Below are 20,704 nucleotides of genomic sequence, written 5' to 3' on the forward strand. Positions count from 1 at the left end.
GCAGGTCAGTCCAGGGTCAGTCCCGGGACAGGTCGGCGAGGTCGCGTTCCAGCAACTGCGCCAGCAGGGTGTGTCGACCCGGATCGTTGGTCGGGGTGATGCCCCGGCTGGGCATCTCCACGGTCATCAGCAGGTGCAGGTGCATCCGGTACAGCGCCAGCCGCCGTCGTACCCCGTCGTCGAAGACCAGCGGCGTGCCGGCGGCGTCGGCGTAGCCGCGCAGGAACGGATGCTCCGGCTCGTCCTCGGCACGGCGGAACAACAGCGGCGACACCAGATCCAGCAGCGGATCGCCGTAGAGGAACCGCTCGCCGTCGACCAGCCCGCACATCCGGTACGCCCCGCTGCCGTCCGGTGCGGCGAGCACGTTGCCGTCCCAACCGTCGAAGTGCAGCAGGGCGGGTCGGCGTACCTGGTCGAGCAGGTCGGCATGCCGGGCCACCAGCGCCCGGAACCGTTGCGGCGGCGCGGGCAGGGTGACCTCCCAGTCGACGGCGTCGGCGAGCAGCTCCTCGATGATCGCCGCGAACGCCGTCGACCAGGTGGCACCGCCGGTGCGTCCGGCGTCGTAGCCGAACCGTTCGCCGGTGATCCGGTGCAGGGTGGCCGTCGCGGCGCCGAAGTCGTAGCGGGCGAGGTCGTCGGCACCGTCCAGATCGGGCAGTGCCCGACCGGGCAGCCGGCCGGTGACCAGCCATTCGTCGAGGCGCGGACCCCGGCCGTGATGCAGCACCGGCGGCACCGGCACCTGCGGCGCGTGCTCGGCGACCAGCCGGAAGTAGCGCGCCTCGGCGGCGAGCAGATCCGTCTCGTAGCGCAGCAACCGCGCCGTGGGCGGCGGCGCGACCTTGAGGACCACCTCCCGGCCGTCGTCCAGGCGCGCCCACCACACCGCCGCGAAGCCGCCGCCGTGCAGCGGAGCGCAGTCGACCACCCGGCGGTCGGGCCCGAACGAGGCATGCAGATACTCGGCCGCGTCGTCGGGGGAGAGGACCCGCTGGGTGGGGCTGATCGGCGCCATCCGGCCAAGGTACGCGGCACACCCCGCCGCCGTCCGACCGTACCGCGACCGAATCTGCGGCGGCAGGCCGTGCCCATCCCAGGACTAGCGCGACCTGGTTGCGGACGGACGGGCAACCCTAGCGTGCTCGGCATGGCGATTTCGAGACCAGGTGGACAGCTGTGAAGCCCTACCTCAGGACCATGTTCAGCGGGGCGTGCCTCGTCGTGCTGCTCGGCGCGTGCAGCGCGGGGCCGGGCGGCGACAGTCCGGCGGCTCCGGACGATGCGGCGCAGGGCGGCCGGCAGCCGTCGTCGTCCGCGACCACGCTACACATCCCGACGTCACCGGCCCCGACCGATGCCGGACCGTCTCATCCGTACGTCGGGATGTGGGTGACGGCCGACGGCCACATCCGGCAGCTGCTGCTGCCCAACGGCCGCTACGACGAGGCCCGCGGCGAGCGGGAGAGCGCCTACACGGGCGCCTACCGGGTCATCGGCACCCGGATCGAGTACGTCGACGACACCGGTTTCAGCGCGGACGGCACCTTCGACGGGGACGTGCTGCACCACGGGGGATACGTCTTCTACCGCGAGGGCAGCGCCGCGCACCGGGAAGCGAGAGAGGACGGCTGACGGACAACGCTGCACAGCAGCCCGTCGACCGCATCGACCTGCCCTGACCGCCACTTCCGGTTTGCGCCAGCGGGGCTGACCGATTCACCTGACTGTGGGAGCGGGACCGGAGCTGTCGCGGTGGATCAGTTCGGCGGCGAGCGAGTCCACCCGGGGGCCGCTGCCGCCGGCGTCGAGGGCCAGCGCCATCGCCCGGGCACCCATCTCGACAAGCGGCAGCCGGACGGTGGTCAGCGCCGGGGTCACGTCGCGCGCCATCGGCATGTCATCGAAGCCGAACACGCTCAGCTGGTCGGGCACCGAAATCCCGCGTGCGCGCAGCAGCGACAACGCACCGATGGCCATCGAGTCGTTAAGCGCCGCGATCGCGGTCAACCCGGGCTCCGCGTCGAGCAGTGCGGCGGTGGCGGCGGCGCCGCTGTCGCGGTCGAACTCGGCGTACCGGATGCGGTGTTCCGGCAGTTCCCGGCCGTGCTCGGCGAACGCCTCGCGCAGCCCGGTGAGCCGGTCGGTGGTGGTGGTCAGCACCCGTGGCCCGGCCACCACCCCGATCAGCTCGTGCCCGAGCCGGCAGATCTCCGCGCCGAGCAGCCGGGCGCCGCCCCGGTTATCCGGCATCACCGCGTCACCGGAGTGTTCGTGGCGGCCGATCACCGCGACCCGCCCGCCGGTGGCCTCGTACGCGGTCAGCTTGCCGTTGAGCAGCCGGGTGAACTCGGCGTCGTGGTAGCCGGAACCGGCGAGGATGATGGCGGCGACCTGGTGTCCGCGCAGCAGCTCGACGTACTCCAACTCCCGCTCCGGGTCGCGGTAGCTGTTGCAGATCATCAGCAGCCGGCCCTGGTCGGTGGCGACCCGCTGCAACCCCCGCGTGATCTCGGAGAAGTACGGGTCGGAGACGTCGTGCACGATCACGCCGACCGCGCCGCGATGCGAGCGGGCCAGCAGCTGGGCGTGGGCGTTCGGCACGTACTGCAGCTCGGCGACGGCCTGGAGCACCCGTTCGCGCAGCTCGTCGGTGACCGGCTTGCTGCTGCCGTTGATCACGCGGGATGCCGTGGCGGGTGAGACCCCCGCCCGCCGGGCCACATCGGACAGCGTCGCCACTCCCGCCCCCTCCCGGTCACGCCGGCCGCGCGCCTGGCGACCAGCGTCACCGTACCGCAGTGCGGGCCGCGAGCTGTTCCGTGGTTCGCGCAGGTCAAGGCCGCAGGTCGGGGGTGTTACGCCTGGTCTGCGGCGAGTGGTCGGGAACCGTCCCCTGGGCGAGCAGATGCGCGCTGGCCGCGACCAGCGCCGGCTCCCGCCGGTAGACGCGGGCGAGGTGCAGCGCGGCGTCGAACACGGTCTGCGCCATCGGCCCGTGCGCCGCCGCCTCGGCGGCGATCCACGCAGGTCCCTCGATGCCGTCAACGGTGACGTCGGCCAGGCCGGCCGTACAGCACTCGTCGACGAGTTCCTCGACGCGGTGGAAGTAGGCGTGGGTGAACCCGATGCTCGGGTCGTTGGCGCCGTTGGCGAGCAGCACCCGGGCTTCCTCGATCATCCGGTCGTCGAGTCGACCGGTGGCGGCGAAGTCGAGCGGTCCGGCGAATCGCGAGATCGCGGCGACGAGCACGCGACCGCCGGGGCGGGTGACGCGTACGGCCTCGGCGAGGGCCCGACACCGGTCGGTGCGGCGCGGCAGGTGGTAGAGCGGGCCGAGCAGCAGCGTGGCGTCGTAGCTGTCGTCCTCCTCGGGGAGCGCGCGGGCGTCCGCGACGTCCGCCGCCACGCCGGGCTGGCCGGCGCGGGCCTGGGCGACGTGGGCGGGCACCAGGTCGAGCAGGCGTACGCGGTAGCCCAGCGCGACGAGGGCGCGGGCGTACTCGCCGGGTCCGCCGCCGACGTCCAGGATCCGGGCCGGCGGCGCGGGCAGTGCCTCGCGTAGCAGTTCCAGGGTTCGCGCCCGTTCCAGCCGGGCCTGCGGCCGTGCGCCGAGCCGCTCGTCCTCCCGGTAGCGGAGCGTGTAGTACTCGACGACCTCGCTGGCATCTTGATCCACCGTTCGATGGTGGCGGGGTGCGCGGCCCGGTCGCGACCGGTTTTCGAGGCGGCCCTGCGCTGGTGCGGCGCTTGTCAGGCAGGGCCCCGCCCAGGCGCGAGGCGGCAGGAAAGCCCCTTCCTTGCACCCTTGCCGGGCGTGGGGCGGCGGCTTAGGCTGACTAGGAAAGCGCTTACCTCAAGCGTGTACGACTGGAAGGACCCCCATGACCCGCAGGTCGATCGGCATTATCGTGAACGGCGTAACCGGCCGGATGGGATATCGGCAACATCTGGTGCGCTCCCTGCTGGCCATCCGTGAGTCCGGCGGCGTGCCGCTGCCCGACGGCACCACCGCCTGGCCGCACCTGGTCCTGGTCGGGCGCAGCGAGACCAAGCTGCGCGAGATCGCCGAGCGGCACGGCCTGGACGACTGGACCACCGACCTGACCGCCGCGCTGGCCCGCGACGACATGCACGTCTACTTCGACGCCCAGGTCACCCAGCAGCGGGAGAAGGCCATCCGGCAGGCGATCGAGGCCGGCAAGCACATCTACACCGAGAAGCCGCTCGCCGAGGACACCGCGGCCGCCCTCGACCTGGCTCGGGCGGCCCGCGCCGCCGGGGTGCGCACCGGCGTGGTGCAGGACAAGCTCTTCCTGCCCGGGCTGCGCAAGCTCAAGCGGCTGCTCGACGGCGGCTTCTTCGGCCAGGTGCTCTCGGTGCGGGGCGAGTTCGGCTACTGGGTCTTCGAGGGCGACTGGCAGCCCGCCCAGCGCCCGTCGTGGAACTACCGGGCCGAGGACGGCGGCGGCATCGTGGTCGACATGTTCCCGCACTGGCACTACGTGCTGGCGGAGCTCTTCGGCGAGGTGCGCGCGGTCTCCGCGACCATCGCCACGCACGTCCCGCGCCGCGTCGACGAGGCCGGCCGGCCCTACCAGGCCACCGCCGACGACGCCGCGTACGCGGTCTTCGAGCTGGAGGGTGGCGTCATCGCCCAGCTCAACTCCTCCTGGGCGGTGCGGGTGTACCGCGACGAACTTGTCGAGTTCCAGGTCGACGGCACCGAGGGCAGCGCGGTGGCCGGGCTGCGGGGGTGCCGGGTGCAGCACCGGGCGGTCACCCCGAAGCCGGTGTGGAACCCGGACCTGCCGGTGACGGAGGACTTCCGCTCGCAGTGGACCGAGGTGCCGGACAACGAGGACTTCGACAACGGCTTCAAGGTGCAGTGGGAGGCGTTCCTGCGGCACGTCGCGGTCGGCGAGCCGTTCCAGTGGGACTTCCTGGCCGGTGCCCGGGGCGTGCAACTGGCCGAGTTGGGCCTGGTCTCGGCCCGGGAGGGTCGCCGCGTCGAGGTGCCGGAGCTGGCGCTGTGAGCGGCACCGAGGTCACCCTGCCCGGTGGTCGGCGACTGCGACTGCGCGGCGGCGCCGGCCATCCCCGCCCCGACGCTCCGCCGCGCAGCCGCATCGCGTACGCCGCCGCACACGTGGTGGCCGACCCGGCGGCCGACAACACCCCGGGTACCCCGGCCACCCTCGACTGGGACCGCACCCTTGCCTTCCGCCACCACCTCTGGTCGTACGGCCTCGGGGTGGCCGAGGCGATGGACACCGCGCAGCGCGGTATGGGCCTGGACTACCCGGCCACCCGCGAGCTGATCCGGCGCAGCGCGGCCGAGGCGCGGGCGGCCGGCGGTCGGATCGTCGCCGGGGTCACCACCGACCAGCTGCCGGCCGGCCCGGCCAGCCTCACCGAGGTCACCGCCGCCTACCGCGAGCAGCTCGACGACGTGCAGGCCGCCGGGGCGGTGCCGGTGCTGATGTGCAGCCGCCACCTGGCCGCCACGGCCCGCAGCCCCGAGGAGTACCTGCGGGTCTACGACGACCTGCTGACCGCCGCCGACGGGCCGGTGGTGCTGCACTGGCTCGGGCCGATGTTCGACCCGGCGCTCACCGGCTACTGGGGCAGCACCGACCTGGACCTGGCCGCCGACACCGTCGTCGAACTGCTCAAGGCCCACGCGTCCCGGGTGGACGGGATCAAGATGTCGCTGCTGGACGCCGGCCGCGAGGTGGCGTTGCGCCGCCGGCTGCCGGCCGGGGTACGCCTCTACACCGGCGACGACTTCAACTACCCGGAGCTGATCCGGGGCGACGAGCAGGGCCACTCCGACGCGCTGCTCGGGGTCTTCGCCGCCATCGCGCCGGCCGCCTCGGCCGCGTTGGCTGCCCTCGACCGGGGCGACCTGACCGCGTACGACGAGATCTTCGCGCCCACCGTGCCGCTGGCCCGGCACCTGTTCGCCGCGCCCACCTGGTACTACAAGACCGGCATCGTTTTCCTCGCCTGGCTCGCCGGCCACCAGGACCACTTCACGATGGTCGGCGGGTTGCAGTCCGGCCGGTCACCGGCGCACCTGGCCACCCTGCTAACCCTGGCCGACGCGGCCGGACTGCTGCCCGACGCCGAGCTGGCCGCCGCCCGGGCGCGGGCGTTCTTCGCCGTCGCGGGGGTGACCCAGTGACCGACCAGGGATTGCGCCGGTTCTCCTTCAACCAGGCCACCGCGCAGCACTGGGCGCTGCCCGACGTGGTGGCCGGCTGCGTGGCCGCCGGCGTGCCCGGTATCGGCCTGTGGCGTGAGCCGGTCGCCGAGTACGGCCTCGACCGTGCCGCCAAGCTGGTACGCGACGCCGGGCTGACCGTGACCACGCTGTGCCGGGGTGGGTTCTTCACCGCCGACGACTGGCGGGAGCAGAACCTGCGCGCCATCGAGGAGGCGGCCACCCTCGGCGCGCCGGTGCTGGTGCTGGTCTCCGGCGGCCTACCGACCGGCAGCAAGGACATCGACGGTGCCCGGACCCGGGTCGCCGACGCCATCGCCGAACTGGCCCCGCACGCCGACGCCGCCGGGGTGACCCTCGCCATCGAACCGCTGCACCCGATGTTCAGCGCCGACCGTTGCGTCATCGCCACCCTCGGCCAGGCCCTCGACATCGCCGAACGGTTCGACCCCGGCGTGGTCGGCGTCGTCGTGGACGCCTACCACGTGTGGTGGGACGACACGGTGTACGCCCAGATCGCCCGGGCGGGGGAGTGGATCGCCTCCTTCCAGGTCTGCGACTGGATCACCCCGCTGCCGGAGGGGGTGCTGCTCGGTCGGGCCCTGCCCGGCGACGGTTGCATCGAGCTGCGCCGGCTGCGTGCGGCGGTCGACGCGGCCGGCTACACCGGCCCGATCGAGGTCGAGGTCTTCAACGCCGAGGTGTGGTCGCGCCCCGGCGAGCAGATCCTCGCCGCCGCCATCGACGGCTACCTCCGCGAGGTCGTCTGAAAGGAAGGGCCCCCTATTAACGCCTCGTGTAGAGGAAGGGCCCCTTGTTAACGCACCCGCTCGGCCGCGTAGCACCATCGTTCCGTATATGGAACGATGGTGCCCCCGGCCCGGACCACGCTGGCGGGCCGGGGCAGCGGCGGCAACGGGGAGGCGAGTCAATTGACGGAGCGGACGACCGAGGTAAAGGAAGCCGTCACCGGCAGCCCGCCGGGAGTACGGGTCGACTGGCGGGTCCCGCCGCCCCGGCCCGGCCTGGCCGGGGCGCTGGACCGGTTCTTCGGGCCGGGGCGCAGCCGGCGGGAGAACCTGACCGAGGCCGGGACGCACCTGCTGGTGCTGGCGCTGCTGGCGGCGTACATCGTCCGGCAGGCCCGGGGTGAGGACTGGTCGGTTCTCGCGATCGTGGTGACGGCGGTGATCGCCGTGGACCTCGTCGGCGGCGTGCTCACAAACGCGACCAACCCGGCCAAGCGGTGGTACCACCGGCCCGGCCGGCGCGGCCCGCGCCTGCTGTTCGTGGCGGCGCACGTGGCGTACCCGCTGGCGGTGACCCGGGTCCCGGCGGCCGGCGCCGATTCGACCTGGCTGCTGGCGAACGTGGCGCTGCTGCTGGTGGCGGCGGTGCTTGTCGAGTTGGCGCCTGTCGACGTGAAGCGGCTGCTCGCGGTGGCGCTCTACCTGGCCGCCGTCCTGGTCAACCTGACCTGGTTGCCGCTGGACCCGGCGTACGCCTGGTTCCCGCTCTTCTTCTACCTCAAGCTGCTGGTCTGCTTCCTGGTCCCGGAGGCGCCGCTGGTGCCCTCCGGGACCACCGAACCGGAGCGTCGTGCCTAGGCCCGGCTGGCGAGGGCGTCGACCAGGCGGCGGGTGGAGCCGGCGAGGTTCCACCGCTCGGCCAGGTCGAGGAGCCGGTCCGGGTCGGCCGGCGCCACCGGCAGTTCGGTGGGCAGCGCCGGCAGCGGCACGTCCAGCGCGACCCGGACCACCTTCGGCGCCACCGCGAGGTAGTCGCGTGCGGCGGCGAGCTTGGTCCGCAGCCCGGGCGCGAAACCGGAGCCCGGGTCGTCCAGGGCGGTGAGGATGCCGGCGATGTCGCCGTACCGCTCGATCAGCCGGGCGGCGGTCTTCTCGCCGACGCCGGCCACTCCGGGCAGACCGTCGCTGGGGTCGCCGCGCAACGCGGCGAACTCGGCGTACCTGTCGGCCGGCACGCCGTAGCGGGCCCGGACCGCGGCGTCGTCGCAGTCCTCCAGCTTGGCCACGCCCCGCCCCACGTAGAGCAACCGCACCCCACGAGCGTCGTCGATCAACTGGAACAGGTCGCGGTCACCGGAGACCACCTCCACCGGGCCGGGCTGGGTGACCGAGAGGGTGCCGAGCACGTCGTCGGCCTCGTAGCCGGCCGCGCCGACCACTGTGATGCCGAGCGCGTCGAGCACGTCGAGCAGCATCGGCACCTGCGGGGTGAGGGTGTCCGGCACCACCTCGCCGCCCTCCGGTGCCACCCGGTGCGCCTTGTACGACGGCAGCAGCGCGACCCGCCAGTCCGGCCGCCAGTCGTGGTCCATCGCGCACACCATCCGGCCTGGCCGCCGGGTGCGGACCAGGTGGGCGAGCATGTCGAGGAAGCCGCGTACGGCGTTCACCGGCTGGCCGTCGGCGGTCTTCGCGGCGGACTCGGGGATGCCGAAGTAGGCCCGGAAGTAGAGACTGGGCGCGTCGATGAGCATGATCGGGGTCTGCGGTGCCACGCCCGACAGCCTGGCACACCCCACTGACGTTCGGCGCGCCCGCCACGACCAGGAGGATGCGATGACCCCGCCCACCGGCCTGAAGCTGACCCAGGTCAACCTGGACACCCCGGACCCGGCCGCGCTGGCCCGCTTCTACCGCCGGCTGCTCGGCTGGGAGATCGAGGTCGAGCAGCCCGACGACGTGATCCTGCGCAACGCCGACGGCGGGGTGGGGTTGTCCTTCCAGCGGGAACGGGCGTACGTCCGGCCGACCTGGCCGGCCGAGCCCGGCCGGCAGCAGATGTCGATGCACCTGGAGATCGGCGTCGAGGACCTGTCCGCCGCCGTCGACCACGCGCTGGCCTGTGGCGCCACCCTGGCCGACCACCAGCCACAGGAGGACGTCCGGGTCTGCCTCGACCCGGACGGCCACCCGTTCTGCCTCTGGCTGATCGGTTGATCGGATCCCTCGGTGCACACCGAAGTGGTCAGGCTCGCCGGGCCCGTCGTGACGGGTCGGTAATGCCGCGAGCTGACACCCGAATTCCACCATCGAACCGCTGTGCAGGGCTTCCTGAACGGTGACCTCTTCGGCGTGCCGAAAGCGTCAGTACCCGTGGCTCGGGCTCATGGGCCGACGACGTCCGCTCATAGCCGATGAGCGTGCGTCGACCCATGCTCGGGGGTGCTGCCACGGCTGCTGCTCCTTGCCGGGTCGTTGACGAGCGGCATCCTCGGTCACCACTCGTCGTTACGGAGGCTGGAGAGCTGGGCTGCATAGGTGGCGCTCATCTTGTCGTGGTGTCGTGCGTGCGGTCGGAGTTCATCGGTGCTGTGGAACCTGATGACCTCGGTTATCGTTGTGCCGTACGACGTCGGTGCCGGTCCGAGCCGTATCGCTCGACGAGCGCGTCGCCGATCGAGGCCAGGTGGTCTCGCACCGCCGGAGGGTCGGTCACCTCGAGGTATTCGATCAGTCCGGCGAGCTCGCCGGCGAGTATGTATTCGTCGTTGCCGCGGATCACGACCTCGATGCGGCCGTCGGTCGTGGAACCTCCCACTTCGAGTCGAGCGCCGAATCCCATCCGGAGCACGCCTATCCCGTGGGGCGCGCACATCGCCCGGGCCTCGAGGGGTGTTCGTTTGCGTTCGACCTCGTCGGCGATCTCGCGCCAGCTTTCGGCAAGGTCGAAGTCGTCGGGCCGGTGCACGGGGTCGGCGGTCGGGTCGGCGGACGACACGCGGTCGATCCGGAAGGTCCGCCGACCGGCTTCGGTGTTGGCGACGAGGTACCACGATGGGCCCTTGGCGACGATGCCCAGCGGGTGCACGGTGCGCTCGGTTCCGGTGCCGTCACGGTCGACGTAGCCGAGCCGGACCTGGACGCCGCGGATCACCGCGTCCTGGAGCGCGTCGAGGAAGCGAGGCGGTCGGGGCTCGAACCTGCTCGCCCCCCACCGCTGCGGGTCCCTGACGAGCGACGACGCTGCCGCCTCGGCCTGCACCCGGAAGGGCTCCGGCAGGGCATGGACGAGCTTGCGCAGCGCCGCTTTCACGGCCGGCGTCGCAGCCGAGACCGGGCCTGCGACCAGGAAAAGGGCGCGGGCCTCACCCGCAGTCAACCCGGACAGGTCGGTGCGGGCACCGCCCACGAGGCGCCAGCCGCCGCCTCGGCCCTGCACGGAGTACACCGGCACGCCGGCCATACCCAAGGCGTCGAGGTCACGGCGGGCGGTGCGCTCGGAGATCTCCAACTCCCGGGCGACCTCCGCTGCGGTCACCTGCTCGCGATGTTGCAGCAGAAGGAGGATGGCCATCAACCGGTCGGCTCGCACTCCGACGACACTTCCACAAAAACCGGTCAGGAGGTGACCGGTATCGGTCGGCAGGATGCCGGCATGACAACCGATTTTCCCGAGCCCACCCGCATTCCGGTCAACGGTGTGGAACTCGAAGTCTTCGAAGCCGGCCGGCAGAACGCAGGGAACCCCATCGTGCTCTGTCACGGCTGGCCGGAGCACGCCTTCTCCTGGCGCTATCAGGTGCCAGCCCTGGCCGCAGCGGGCTACCACGTCATCGTCCCGAACCAGCGGGGTTACGGCAACTCGTCCCGTCCCGCCGAAGTGACGGACTACGACATCGCACACCTGTCGGGTGACCTGGTCGCCATTCTCGATCACTACGGCTACGAGGACGCCACCTTCGTCGGCCATGACTGGGGCGCATTCGTCGTCTGGGGCCTGACCCTGCTGCACCCAAACCGGGTCAGCGGCGTGGTAGCGCTGAGCCTGCCCTACCAGGAGCGCGGAGAGATGCCCTGGATCGAGTTCATGGAGGCCGTGCTCGGCGCCGATTTCTACTTCGTACACTTCAACCGGCAGCCGGGCGTCGCGGACGCCGTGTTCGAGGAGAACACGTTCCAATTCCTTCGGAACCTGTACCGGAAGAACGCACCCCTCGCAGAGCCTCAGCCGGGCAACGCGTTGATCAACCTCGCCAGAGCGGAAACCCCACTCGGTGAGCCCGTCATGAGTGACAGCGAACTGGCCATCTTCGTCTCCGCCTTCGAATCAACAGGGTTCACGGGCGGAATCAACTGGTACCGAAACCTGGACCGCAACTGGCATCTGCTGGCGGACGTGGACCCGATCATCCGACAGCCCACCCTCATGATCTACGGCGACCGCGACACGGTCGCGAGGGCTGAAAGACTGCCAGACTTCGTGCCGAATGTGGAAGTGGTCAGTCTGGACTGCGGTCATTGGATCCAGCAGGAGAAGCCAGAGGAAACGACCGAGGCGATTCTAAAGTGGCTGGACCAGCGGGATGCCGCTTAGCGCCACTGCAGGTGATGCGTTCACGGTCCGCTGAGGGTTCTCGGGTTAGTCACTGGTGATGCCCCTGCGCTGCGGGTTGGTGGCGTCAGCCACCAACCCGCCAGGGTGCGCCGCCGTGCTCTCAGGGACTCAGGGGTAGGCGCTCACGCAGTCCGCAGTCTCGACATCGAGAACTACATCGATGCCTGAACTCGGCGCGGCGCAGTCGGCTCGATAAAGTTTGTCCGACGCGAACCAGCCTGTATTGACGAACACGTGGACGAGCGACACCCGCCGAGCGTAAATCCAGGAACCGATCAGCGACATCCTCAATTGCCGCTGGTCGCGCTATGGCTGGTGGAAGCACCGATGGCTGATCAATCCGCGAACCGGTGAGATCGTGTTCTGGACGACGGACGGGGGCGTCGACGGGCATACGCCGGTTGACCTTGACGACCTCGACCTGGTGGGCATCGATCCGCTGCCGTCCTATGTCTGGTACCAGGACATGGCCGACTTCGCTGAGAGGATCAGCGACGTGGCGGTCGGTCGCAGACTCGCGCGAGCGATCCAGGGCCGGGGTGCCTTCCGCCGGTTCAAAAACGAGTTGTACGAGGAGTATCCGCACCTGCTGCCGGCGTGGCACGCCTTCCGCGACGTGCGCTCACGGCGGCGGGCGGTGGAATGGCTGGTCGACAACTCGCTGATCGACGACGAAACGGGCGAGCGTTTCATGGCCGAGCACCCGGATCCGGACCTTCCCTGAGCTGGCGCCTACGCTGCAACGTTCCAGACGACGAACACACGCACCTGCCGCATGGTGCTTGCCGTCGTTCGCCCGGCTGTCCCTACCCGGGCGTTACTGAAAGTATTCGGCGTGTAGTCGAGCGTACGGCTGGTGGCGGTCAGGGTGACGGCGGGTCCTGCCCATGCCGATCTCGGCGCAGCAATGCGTGCCCGGGGTGCGGGCACGATGAGCCGGACATTCCTCGGCCAGGGCGCGGACCTGGTCGGCTTCCAATTCGAAGGCCTCGCGGCAGCCGGTCAGCACCAGCGTATCTGCGGCGATGTCCCACCGAAGATGATCACAGAACTCCTGATGCCAGGCTCGTCGGTGGTCGGTAGTGATCGAGCATCCGTTCGGCGAGGTAGAAACTTCCTTGGCGGAGTGGATCGCGACCGGCCCGGACCCGCGCCGTCTCGTTCGACCGGTGCGAGCGCGTTCTCGGTTGACCGGGCGGCGTCTGCCGTTGTCGGTGATCCCACTGCAGTACCGCAACAACGCACAGTCCCGACGCGCGATCGCCGCCGGGCGCCTCGTCGATCCTTGGCCGGGCGCCACAGGCTAGCCGACAGCAACGATCGGCATCGGTCCACCACGCAGATCGCCGAGAAGTACTTTCTGCCGCAGGTCGCGCGCTGGTCCGGGGACCGGTGCCGGGAGTCGGTGACAGTGGCACACTTCGCTTGTGAACGCGACGGAGGCAGTCGGCCGGCTCTCGGAGGTCCTGGATTCTCTCGCGGCGCAGGGCTTCGTCACCTGACCGCTGGTGGCCTATTCGCCGGCTTCGCCTGGCGAGGTCGATGCGGTAGAGGGGCAACTGGGCTGCAGGCTGCCGATGTCGTTGCGGCGCTGCCTGACGACCGTCGCCACCCCGTGGAGTTCGCCTGGTTTGCCGCCGCCCGAGCACACCTTCCCTGGTCCGTTCCACGAGATCTTCTCCGGAAACCTGTGTTGGTCACTCAACGACCTGCCCGATTGATGGTGCGGATCGTCCTACCTCCACGACGACAGCCGGCTCCGAGCAACCCGAGGCCGCAACCCACGCAGCTCACGATAACGATGGTGCCCACAAAACGTGGGGGATGACCTGGCCGAAGCGGTCAGAGCATCCCCCACGTTGCCAACCGAGCGCGAAGGCGGCTTCTACGATCAGGCGTCGATCAACCACGTTCCGCTGTTGCAGTTCCCTTCGCTCGTCGTCCACTCACCTGACCGTCGAAGGGCGGCGAGGCGGTGCGGTGACGATGTCGGTGCGCGTGACGAGGAGATGACGGCCAAGCCGTGTCTGTGCCTTGACAGTCATATGACTATGTGGTCATATTACTGGCATGGTCGACGTGTTCACCGTGGTAGCCGAGCCGTCGCGACGCCGCATCCTCGATGAGCTGTTCAAACGTGACGGGATGCTCGTGGGGGAACTCGTTGATGCGACCGGCCTCACCCAGTCCAACGTCTCCAAGCACCTGCGCGTCCTGCGTCAGGGCAGCTTCGTCTACGAGGTTCCGGAGGGCAAAGCCCGCCGGTATCGAGTCGATCCCCGAGCGCTCGCCCCGCTGGAGGACTGGCTCGCCCCGTACCGGCGCAAGTGGACCGACGCGCTCGACGCGCTCGCGCGGCACCTCGATGAGAACCCCACCAAGGAGAACCGATGAGCACCGAAGTCACCGTCGACCGCAGCCATCCCGAAGGGCCGGTGCTGCTGCTGAAACGGCGCCTGCCTCACCCGGTCGCGCGAGTCTGGGAAGCAGTCACCCGTTCAGAGGAACTGAGTCAGTGGTATCCATGTCGGGTCGAGCTCGAACCGCGCGAAGGCGGTCGCATCACCTTTCTCTTCGAAGGCGGAGAACCGGAAGTCTCTCACTTGATCGAGTTCGATCCGCCGCACGCGCTTGCCTATGAGTGGTCAGGAGAACGCTTGCGTTGGACCATCGAACCCGATGGAGACGGCAGCATCCTCCGCTTGAGCAACACGGTCCTCAACCCAGAATGGATGCCGCGCACCGCGGCTGGTTGGGACACCTGTTTCGAGGACCTGCTGGCACTGCTCGCAGGCGAACCAGCCGCCAGCCACTCCGGTCCCGACGACGTCAAGATCGAACGTTATCGAACGTACCTGATGTGACCGAGGCGCACGCCTGATCTCCTTTACGATGCGCATGCGTTGAGCTGGGTCGATGCGTGTGGTGATGGCCGGCCAGTTGCCGGTTGCCCGCATCGCACCGTCACCGCGACGACCACGACGCACTCATCTGCTTGATGTGCGGGTGCGGTGGTCGGGCCTGCGGCAGTCAGAGCAGGCTGCGTTCGCGTAGCCGGGCGAGCCGGTCCGCTGGCAGGCAGTCGGACAGGTTCCGCTCCAGGTCGACCAACTCAAGGTCGACCGGGTACACCACGAAGTCGTCGGTGACTGGCAGCGTTTCGGTCCAGTCGCGGAGGTTGAGCCGAGCCGCTACTGCGCATAACAGTCGTCGGCCTGCCTCGGATCCTGCGGCGGCATCGATGTCGTCGGCGTCAAGCAGTGCGAGTTCCTGTCGTACCAGCCGTACCGATCCTGTGTCGTCGAGGTCGATGTCGGTGCTGGTCTCGAAGTCGGCCGGCGACCATGCTGCCTGGGCGTCGACCGCCGCGAGGGCGGCGCGCTCGTCCTCAGTGGCCACATGCACCTCGAAGGTCAGCGCGTCCGATCGGTGGTAGCTCAGCGCGACGCAGGCGGCGGGGCCGTCGACCGGCAGGCGCGCTATGGCTTCCGGGATCAGCGTGAGCATTGCGTCCTCGATGCTCCGGCACGCCGCTTCGAGGTCGAATCCGGCCGGCGGCCGCTCATAGCGCACCTCGGACCGACGGCCCACCACCTCGACGACGCGGACCAGGCCGCGGTCGTCGTGCTCCGCCGTCAGCACCGAAGGCACCCGGCCGTCGTGCTCGATCTCGACACGGCTGATCCGCCCATCGCTGTATGCGTACGACTCCCGCCCCGAGCCGCGCCGCCCGACCGTGTCGGCCGAGCGCATCAACCCAGCTACGAACCGGTACTCGTGCAGGCCCCGTCCGAATCGAAACGCGCCGCCTCAACCAGGTCCCCGCGGCAACCGACGAACGTCTCGTAGGACAGGCGGCCGTGCAGAAAGCCGCTGTACTCTTCGATCACCACCGCGCGGCCCTCAGCGTCGAACCCGATACGCAGGACATCCCGATCCGTCGCTGGTCTGGCGTCCAGCCGGCGGCCAGCTTTGAGCAGGTTCCGTTCGAAGTGCAACGGACGAAGATCAGGGCCCGGCCAGGTGTACCAGTCCCAGCGCCCAACGAGCGCGGTCGCCGCTCTCTTTCGTGAGTCGTACTCGCCAGCGAGCCGGGCGAACCGCGCAGCAAGATCGGCCATTTTCGGGATCCTACTGGTCGCCTCGCCGCCGTTGCCCACATCCGGATCTGCCGCTGGGTGAGCGTGGCAGCGTGCGGTTGAGGGGCGCCGTCAGATGGTTCCGATGCTGCGGGGTGGGGCGAGCAGATCATCGATCGCGCTGTGGAACTCGTCGAAGGTACGGATTTGGCTCGCCGCGTTCGCGTAACGGCGAAATGCCTCACTGAAGTGCTCTGCCAGATGTTCGACCTTGTCGGTGGCTTCGGGTGTCTTGACGGTGAGATAGCTGGCAGCGCCGGCACCAAGATCGTGGACCACGGACAGGTCGACGAAGATGTCACCGGGCTGCAGAATCTCGGCCAGGTCAGGACGGTGCGCCTGATTCAGCGTCGAGGCCAGCAGGCGGGTCCGGCCCGGATCGTGGAGGGCGAACAGCGTAATCTCCGAGGTAGCGTCGCCGGCCACGGCCAGGGCAAGGTCGGTGAGGTGCCGGAAGCTGGCCAAGGTGAACAGGCCGGCGAAGCCGGCGTGTTCTCGTTGCCACAGGCCCGGCGCCGGCCGCAGCGGAACGCAGGCACGGGCCGGGACGAACCCGACGTCCGCGCTGAGCCACTCGGACTGCTCGACGTCGACCTCGTACTCCCAGCGGACCAGCCGCACCGCCTCACGGCTCACACTCCGCAGCTGAGCTGCCTCGTCACGGTAGTAGGCGGGAATGGCGAACCGGCTCCGGCCCGCGGTCAGCTCCCAGGTCAGCGCCCGCCACACCGCTAGGGCCTCACCGTCGCCGTTGTTGATCGCATAGCGACACCACGGATTCAGATCCGCATCGTCTGAATAGTCCTGCTCCCACAGCCCCGGCCACATTGGGCCAGGCATATCCGCCTCGTCGGCACGGGCCACGTAGCAGTGCAACCCATCGCGGCGCTCGTGTGCGAACCTCAGGAACGGCTCCAGATGCGGCATCTCGTCAGGATGCCGGATAGTCAGCCGTCGTTACCGCACCAGCCCGATGCCTGACGCGGGCGGCATCCTCATCTGCCGCAATCCGAGCGTCACGGTGCATGACGGACGCGCGGCGACGATCGGCCTGCGGTCGTGCCGATGCCAGGGGCGCCAAGGGGACATGCGACTAGTACACCGGGCGAAAGTCTGGTCCGTCGGCGCTAGTCACCGGCTCCCAACCAAAGGCGGCCAAAGTAATATCATTCCGGGCGCCGAAATCTCTCAACAGCTTGGAGATCGGGCCCTCTGGAAGACAATCCGCAACTCTCGCGAACACCGTCGCCGGAGATGCTCCTAGCTGCTGTGCCACTATCCACGGCAACGCCAGGCCCACCATCACGTCTCGGTCATCATCGGGTCGCAGGCACCGGGCGAGCGCGGTCGCAACCAAGGAACGGCGTACCAAATCGACGGACTCCTCCCTCATCGCGAGCGTGGCGAGGCGGGTGCCGTAGCGTCCGAGGGCGAGCGACGCGGCGGGGTCAAGGGAGTCGAGGAAGCTGCGATCGACTCGCTGTGGTGCCCGTGCCAGGATTGCCTGGGCAACCCAGTCCCGGTCGCCTGGAATCCTTTCCAGGTTCGACTTCACGAGTAGAGGATGGCAAAGCCGGGCAAGCCCTACGAACTCCATCCTCCGGATTTCGCCGATCAATCGACCAAGCCGTCGAACATCCGCACATGCCGCGTTCCGGGCGTCACGGTCGGCGAACGGGCGGCCACGCCAGCGACATCTGAAACTGCCGAACGGCCGGCTCCGGTCAGGCCCGAGGTCCTGCGCTCCAGGACCGCGCAGGTTTACGCGCCAGCGTTTGCTTCCGGCGGCCGACTCAGCTACCGGCTGCCGGGCTTGGTATGAAACAGAGGATCACGACCGTGGCGAAGAACAGCAATACAGGAGGACAACCTGATCCGGATGACCTCGACCCGGCCGGTACGACGCTCTTCGCCGACAGCCGTCGCGCCGCCGAGGCGTGCATGGCGAACCTGCGCCTGGCCCTCGGCCACGACCCGCGCGACCGGCGGGCGCGGGACCTGGCCGAACAGGTGGGCACGAAGAGTCGGAGTTCCGTGCGGTTAGGGGGGCGGCACGACGTGCAGGGCAAGACGCACGAGGCGAAGACGTTCCGGCACGGCGCGGTGGGCGAGGTGGCGCTGTCGTACCAGGCGTTCGACGTATGGGACGCGCCCGGCCAGCAGTTGATCGTGTACGGACGGAGCCGCACAGCCGCAGCGCCGAGGCGCTGCGGCTGTTGGGCGCACCCTGGACGTCAGTCGCTGGCTCCGCTGACCTGGGTCGTACGTAGATTCAGGGCAATTCGACGCGCTCGATGAGTTCTCGCACCGCGATCATGTCCAGGAAGGCGCGGCAACGCACCACCTTGCCGCCGCGCATCTGCCAGATCCAGCAGTACTCGTTGTGGTAGTCGACGCCGTCGGTGGCCGTCGCGTCACCCTCGAACCGGATGATTACGGTGTCACCCTCGGTCCACATGTCCCTGATCGTCATCTTGAGGATCGACGCCAGCCGGTCCAGGATCGGTGCCGAACCCTCCGCCAGGAACTCGGCTTTGGAGGTGTAGGTGCGACCGTTGACGATGGTCCACTGGACGTCGTCGTGGAGAATCTCGTAGATGTCGCCGCCCGCGTTCTGTCGCGCGAAGGCACGCAACACCGTCGCCCTGTTGCGGCCCTCCTCGCCCGGTTTCCCGGGGCCGCGCCCGCCGGCCCGCTCAGCCGGGGCCGCTGAGGCCGCGCCGGCCCCGGCCAGGGCCGTCACTCCACCGACAATCCCTGCGGTCAGGAGCAGCCGCCGGCTGTGCTGCGTGGCACTGTCCTTCATCATCGTTCCTCCCTCGCTTGCCGATGCGCGTCGCTACCCTCGCGGTAGAAGACGTATCCCGCGTGGTGCAGCACGTCCCCGTCGAAGGTGCCGTCCGCGCTGAAACCGGTGTCGTCGACGTACTCGATCCGGGTCCCGACGACCTGGTAGGAACCCGTGTAGGCGCTCTCCCGCTCACCTCGGGCCTCGTCGTAGCGGCCGTTGGGCAGCAACATCTGCCGGATGTGCCCGTCGGCCGTCACCCACATCCCGACGTACGGATGCGGCGACGCGTCGCCGGCCCCCACCGGTGGCGTCGCAGTCGGTGCGGCTGTGGCCGAAGGCGCGGACGCCGGACCGCCGTGCGGCGCCGCGTCGTCGGCAGCGGCACCACCGCTGCCCGCCTCGGCGGAGCAACCCACGAGCAACAGGACACCGCAGGTCACGCTGAACAGAGCCCCCAGTCTCGAATTCGCCATGTCGACCACGGTAGGCATCCCATCCGTCGACAGCCTGGTCCCAGGACACCCAGGAACAGGTCACCCAGCATGCTCACCGCGCGTCCAGACTCAGCCGGACCGACGGCCAGCTAGTACCAACGCCGTTCAGTTAGGCGTGGGCGGGGCTGGTCAAGGGGTGTGTTGATCAAGGAATGAGAGGCGGGGTTCCGGTATCAAGGTTTGTCACTCCAAGACAACCCGAACCAGGAACCCCGCTCGGTGGATCAGATTGCCATAACACGGACGGTCACGGTAGCTGCCGGGCCGTTCGCTGCGGGTCATCTCGGTGAGTTGACCCGCCTCGTGCCGTTCGAGATGGTCGATGACGTCCTCGCCGCGACCCGGCGTACGCAGCGGCGGGTCCGTCTGTTGCCGGCCCGGGTGGTGGTGTACCTGCTGCTGGCGGGCTGCCTGTTCGCCGATTGCGGCTATCGGCAGGTGTGGGCGAAACTCGTCGCCGGTCTGCGCGGGCTACCAGTCGCCGATCCCAGCGGCAGTGCGTTGCGCCAGGCCCGGCAACGACTCGGCTGCGCACCACTGCGGGCCTTGTTCGACCTGCTCCGAGGGCCGGCGGCCACCAGCGCTGTCGCCGCGGTGTGGTGGCGGGGCCTGCTGCCGGTCGTCATCGACGGCACCATGCTCGCTGTCGCGGACTCGCCGGCCAACCTGCGCCGCTACGTCAAACACCGGTGCAACAACGGCGGCTCCGGCTACCCGACACTGCGGCTGAGCGCCCTGTTGACCTGCGGCACCCGTACGGTCATCGACGCTGTGTTCGACCCGAGCACCACCGGCGAGACCGTCCAAGCCGCGCGACTCGCCCGCAGCGTACGCGCCGGGATGCTGCTCCTGGCCGACCGCAACTACGCCGCCGCCGACCTGATCACCACATTCACCGCCACCGGAGCGGACCTGCTGATCCGTTGCAAGACCGGCCGCAGACTCCCACTGATCCGCCGCTACCGCGACGGGTCCTGGCTGTCGGTCATCGGCGGCCAACACGTCCGCGTGATCGAGGCCCGGATCAGCATCACCGCCACCAACGGCAGCCACACCGGCGACTACCGGCTCATCACCACCCTGCTCGACCCGCACCGCTACCCCGCCGCCGACCTCGTCGCCCTCTACCACCAGCGATGGGAAATCGAGACCGCCTACCTGGAACTCAAGTCCACCATCCTCGGCGGCCGGGTCCTGCGTGCCCGCACCCCCGACGGCGTCGACCAGGAAATCCATGCCCTGCTGATCGTCTACCAGGTGCTGCGGACCGCGATGGTCGACGCCACTGACAGCCGGCCCGGCCTCGACCCGGACCGAGCCAGTTTCACCACCGCCCTCAACGCAGCCCGCGACCAAGTCGTCCACGCCGCTGGTGTCATCGCCGACACCACCATCGACCTGGTCGGCGTCATCGGCGAACGCGTCCTGGCCAACCTGCTACCCGACCGCCGCATCCGCACCAAGACCCGCATGATCAAACGCTCGAACTCCAAGTACCAGGCCCGCGGACCGAACATCGACCGCCGCACCTACAAGGCCACCACCAGCATCGACGTCATCACCAACGAACCTTGACCAACCAGCCATCGCCCTAACTGAATGGCGTTGCAGCTAGTACTCCGATGTCACTCATCTGCCGCAGGTGGGGCGCCGCCGACAACACGGCTGCAGGCGAGCGTGCCTAGAC

23 protein-coding genes are annotated in these 20,704 nt (G+C 69.5%); 12 read left to right on the forward strand and 11 right to left on the reverse strand.

Annotated features, from left to right (window positions below; all coding sequences use genetic code 11):
- Positions 1-16: 16 nt before the first annotated feature.
- Positions 17-1,021 (reverse strand): fructosamine kinase family protein, encoded by a 1,005-nt coding sequence (locus AC507J_RS11335; protein ID WP_496289066.1) that lies wholly within the window; start codon positions 1,019-1,021, stop codon positions 17-19.
- A gap of 161 nt (positions 1,022-1,182) precedes the next feature.
- On the opposite strand from AC507J_RS11335, the gene AC507J_RS11340 reads away from it, so the two are divergent.
- Positions 1,183-1,638 carry an Atu4866 domain-containing protein gene (locus AC507J_RS11340; protein ID WP_496289067.1) on the forward strand — a complete coding sequence of 152 codons (456 nt, stop codon included), beginning with the start codon at positions 1,183-1,185 and terminating at the stop codon, positions 1,636-1,638.
- 84 nt (positions 1,639-1,722) lie between these two features.
- Here the strand turns inward: AC507J_RS11340 and AC507J_RS11345 are convergent, their stop codons facing one another.
- Entirely contained in the window at positions 1,723-2,745 is a 1,023-nt protein-coding gene (locus AC507J_RS11345) for a LacI family DNA-binding transcriptional regulator (protein ID WP_496289068.1), read from the reverse strand.
- A gap of 94 nt (positions 2,746-2,839) precedes the next feature.
- A complete protein-coding gene (locus AC507J_RS11350) occupies positions 2,840-3,682 on the reverse strand; it encodes a class I SAM-dependent methyltransferase (protein ID WP_496289069.1) in 843 nt (280 codons plus the stop codon).
- 205 nt (positions 3,683-3,887) lie between these two features.
- Here AC507J_RS11350 and AC507J_RS11355 point away from each other — a divergent pair, with 205 nt between their 5' ends.
- The 4 genes from AC507J_RS11355 to AC507J_RS11370 all read left to right on the forward strand — a co-directional run bounded on the left by AC507J_RS11355 (position 3,888) and on the right by AC507J_RS11370 (position 7,836).
- Entirely contained in the window at positions 3,888-5,039 is a 1,152-nt protein-coding gene (locus AC507J_RS11355) for a Gfo/Idh/MocA family protein (RefSeq protein ID WP_496289070.1), read from the forward strand.
- Complete coding sequence (locus AC507J_RS11360) at positions 5,036-6,190, forward strand: dihydrodipicolinate synthase family protein (RefSeq protein WP_496289071.1); 1,155 nt, start codon at positions 5,036-5,038, stop codon at positions 6,188-6,190. Before AC507J_RS11355 ends, AC507J_RS11360 begins: the two co-directional genes overlap by 4 nt.
- Entirely contained in the window at positions 6,187-6,999 is an 813-nt protein-coding gene (locus AC507J_RS11365) for a sugar phosphate isomerase/epimerase family protein (protein ID WP_496289072.1), read from the forward strand. The genes AC507J_RS11360 and AC507J_RS11365 overlap by 4 nt, the downstream gene beginning before the upstream one ends.
- Before the next feature lie 162 nt (positions 7,000-7,161).
- On the forward strand, positions 7,162-7,836 hold the full coding sequence (locus AC507J_RS11370) for a hypothetical protein (protein ID WP_496289073.1): 675 nt from the start codon (positions 7,162-7,164) through the stop codon (positions 7,834-7,836).
- Here the strand turns inward: AC507J_RS11370 and AC507J_RS11375 are convergent.
- Positions 7,833-8,732 (reverse strand): 5'-3' exonuclease, encoded by a 900-nt coding sequence (locus AC507J_RS11375; RefSeq protein WP_496289143.1) that lies wholly within the window; start codon positions 8,730-8,732, stop codon positions 7,833-7,835. The genes AC507J_RS11370 and AC507J_RS11375 overlap by 4 nt on opposite strands.
- A gap of 82 nt (positions 8,733-8,814) precedes the next feature.
- Between AC507J_RS11375 and AC507J_RS11380 the strand changes: the two genes are divergently transcribed.
- A complete protein-coding gene (locus AC507J_RS11380) occupies positions 8,815-9,195 on the forward strand; it encodes a VOC family protein (RefSeq protein WP_496289074.1) in 381 nt (126 codons plus the stop codon).
- Between the two features lie 394 nt (positions 9,196-9,589).
- On the opposite strand, the gene AC507J_RS11385 is transcribed toward AC507J_RS11380, so the two are convergent.
- The gene (locus AC507J_RS11385; RefSeq protein WP_496289075.1) at positions 9,590-10,570 is read right to left on the reverse strand and encodes a helix-turn-helix transcriptional regulator; all 981 of its coding nucleotides are present in this window, start codon (positions 10,568-10,570) and stop codon (positions 9,590-9,592) included.
- Between AC507J_RS11385 and AC507J_RS11390 the strand changes: the two genes are divergently transcribed.
- The 4 genes from AC507J_RS11390 (at position 10,526) to AC507J_RS11405 (ending at position 14,457) form a co-directional block, all read left to right on the forward strand.
- Positions 10,526-11,572, forward strand: coding sequence for an alpha/beta fold hydrolase (locus AC507J_RS11390; RefSeq protein ID WP_496289076.1), 1,047 nt, complete (start codon positions 10,526-10,528; stop codon positions 11,570-11,572). The two genes, AC507J_RS11385 and AC507J_RS11390, sit on opposite strands and share 45 nt — an antisense overlap.
- Before the next feature lie 379 nt (positions 11,573-11,951).
- Positions 11,952-12,317 (forward strand): UPF0158 family protein, encoded by a 366-nt coding sequence (locus AC507J_RS11395; protein WP_496289077.1) that lies wholly within the window; start codon positions 11,952-11,954, stop codon positions 12,315-12,317.
- Between the two features lie 1,346 nt (positions 12,318-13,663).
- The gene (locus AC507J_RS11400) at positions 13,664-13,987 is read left to right on the forward strand and encodes an ArsR/SmtB family transcription factor (RefSeq protein WP_496289078.1); all 324 of its coding nucleotides are present in this window, start codon (positions 13,664-13,666) and stop codon (positions 13,985-13,987) included.
- Entirely contained in the window at positions 13,984-14,457 is a 474-nt protein-coding gene (locus AC507J_RS11405) for an SRPBCC family protein (RefSeq protein ID WP_496289079.1), read from the forward strand. Before AC507J_RS11400 ends, AC507J_RS11405 begins: the two co-directional genes overlap by 4 nt.
- A 166-nt stretch (positions 14,458-14,623) precedes the next feature.
- Here the strand turns inward: AC507J_RS11405 and AC507J_RS11410 are convergent, their stop codons facing one another.
- The 4 genes from AC507J_RS11410 to AC507J_RS11425 form a co-directional block, all read right to left on the reverse strand.
- Positions 14,624-15,346 (reverse strand): hypothetical protein, encoded by a 723-nt coding sequence (locus AC507J_RS11410; RefSeq protein ID WP_496289080.1) that lies wholly within the window; start codon positions 15,344-15,346, stop codon positions 14,624-14,626.
- Between the two features lie 8 nt (positions 15,347-15,354).
- Positions 15,355-15,714, reverse strand: a complete 360-nt coding sequence (locus AC507J_RS11415; protein WP_496289081.1) for a hypothetical protein — start codon at positions 15,712-15,714, stop codon at positions 15,355-15,357.
- Between the two features lie 90 nt (positions 15,715-15,804).
- A complete protein-coding gene (locus tag AC507J_RS11420) occupies positions 15,805-16,659 on the reverse strand; it encodes a hypothetical protein (protein ID WP_496289082.1) in 855 nt (284 codons plus the stop codon).
- A gap of 166 nt (positions 16,660-16,825) precedes the next feature.
- Complete coding sequence (locus tag AC507J_RS11425; protein ID WP_496289083.1) at positions 16,826-17,287, reverse strand: hypothetical protein; 462 nt, start codon at positions 17,285-17,287, stop codon at positions 16,826-16,828.
- 284 nt (positions 17,288-17,571) lie between these two features.
- Between AC507J_RS11425 and AC507J_RS11430 the strand changes: the two genes are divergently transcribed.
- Entirely contained in the window at positions 17,572-18,030 is a 459-nt protein-coding gene (locus AC507J_RS11430) for an MmyB family transcriptional regulator (protein ID WP_496289084.1), read from the forward strand.
- Here AC507J_RS11430 and AC507J_RS11435 read toward each other — a convergent pair.
- Positions 18,005-18,475: a nuclear transport factor 2 family protein gene (locus tag AC507J_RS11435; RefSeq protein WP_223256367.1), complete on the reverse strand. Its 471-nt coding sequence runs from the start codon at positions 18,473-18,475 to the stop codon at positions 18,005-18,007. The genes AC507J_RS11430 and AC507J_RS11435 overlap by 26 nt on opposite strands.
- Before the next feature lie 62 nt (positions 18,476-18,537).
- On the reverse strand, positions 18,538-18,996 hold the full coding sequence (locus AC507J_RS11440) for an Atu4866 domain-containing protein (RefSeq protein WP_496289085.1): 459 nt from the start codon (positions 18,994-18,996) through the stop codon (positions 18,538-18,540).
- Positions 18,997-19,236: 240 nt separating this feature from the next.
- Between AC507J_RS11440 and AC507J_RS11445 the strand changes: the two genes are divergently transcribed.
- Positions 19,237-20,592 (forward strand): IS4 family transposase, encoded by a 1,356-nt coding sequence (locus AC507J_RS11445; protein WP_496289086.1) that lies wholly within the window; start codon positions 19,237-19,239, stop codon positions 20,590-20,592.
- Positions 20,593-20,704 lie beyond the last annotated feature (112 nt).

The organism is Micromonospora sp. PRAS1 (genome assembly GCF_059553435.1).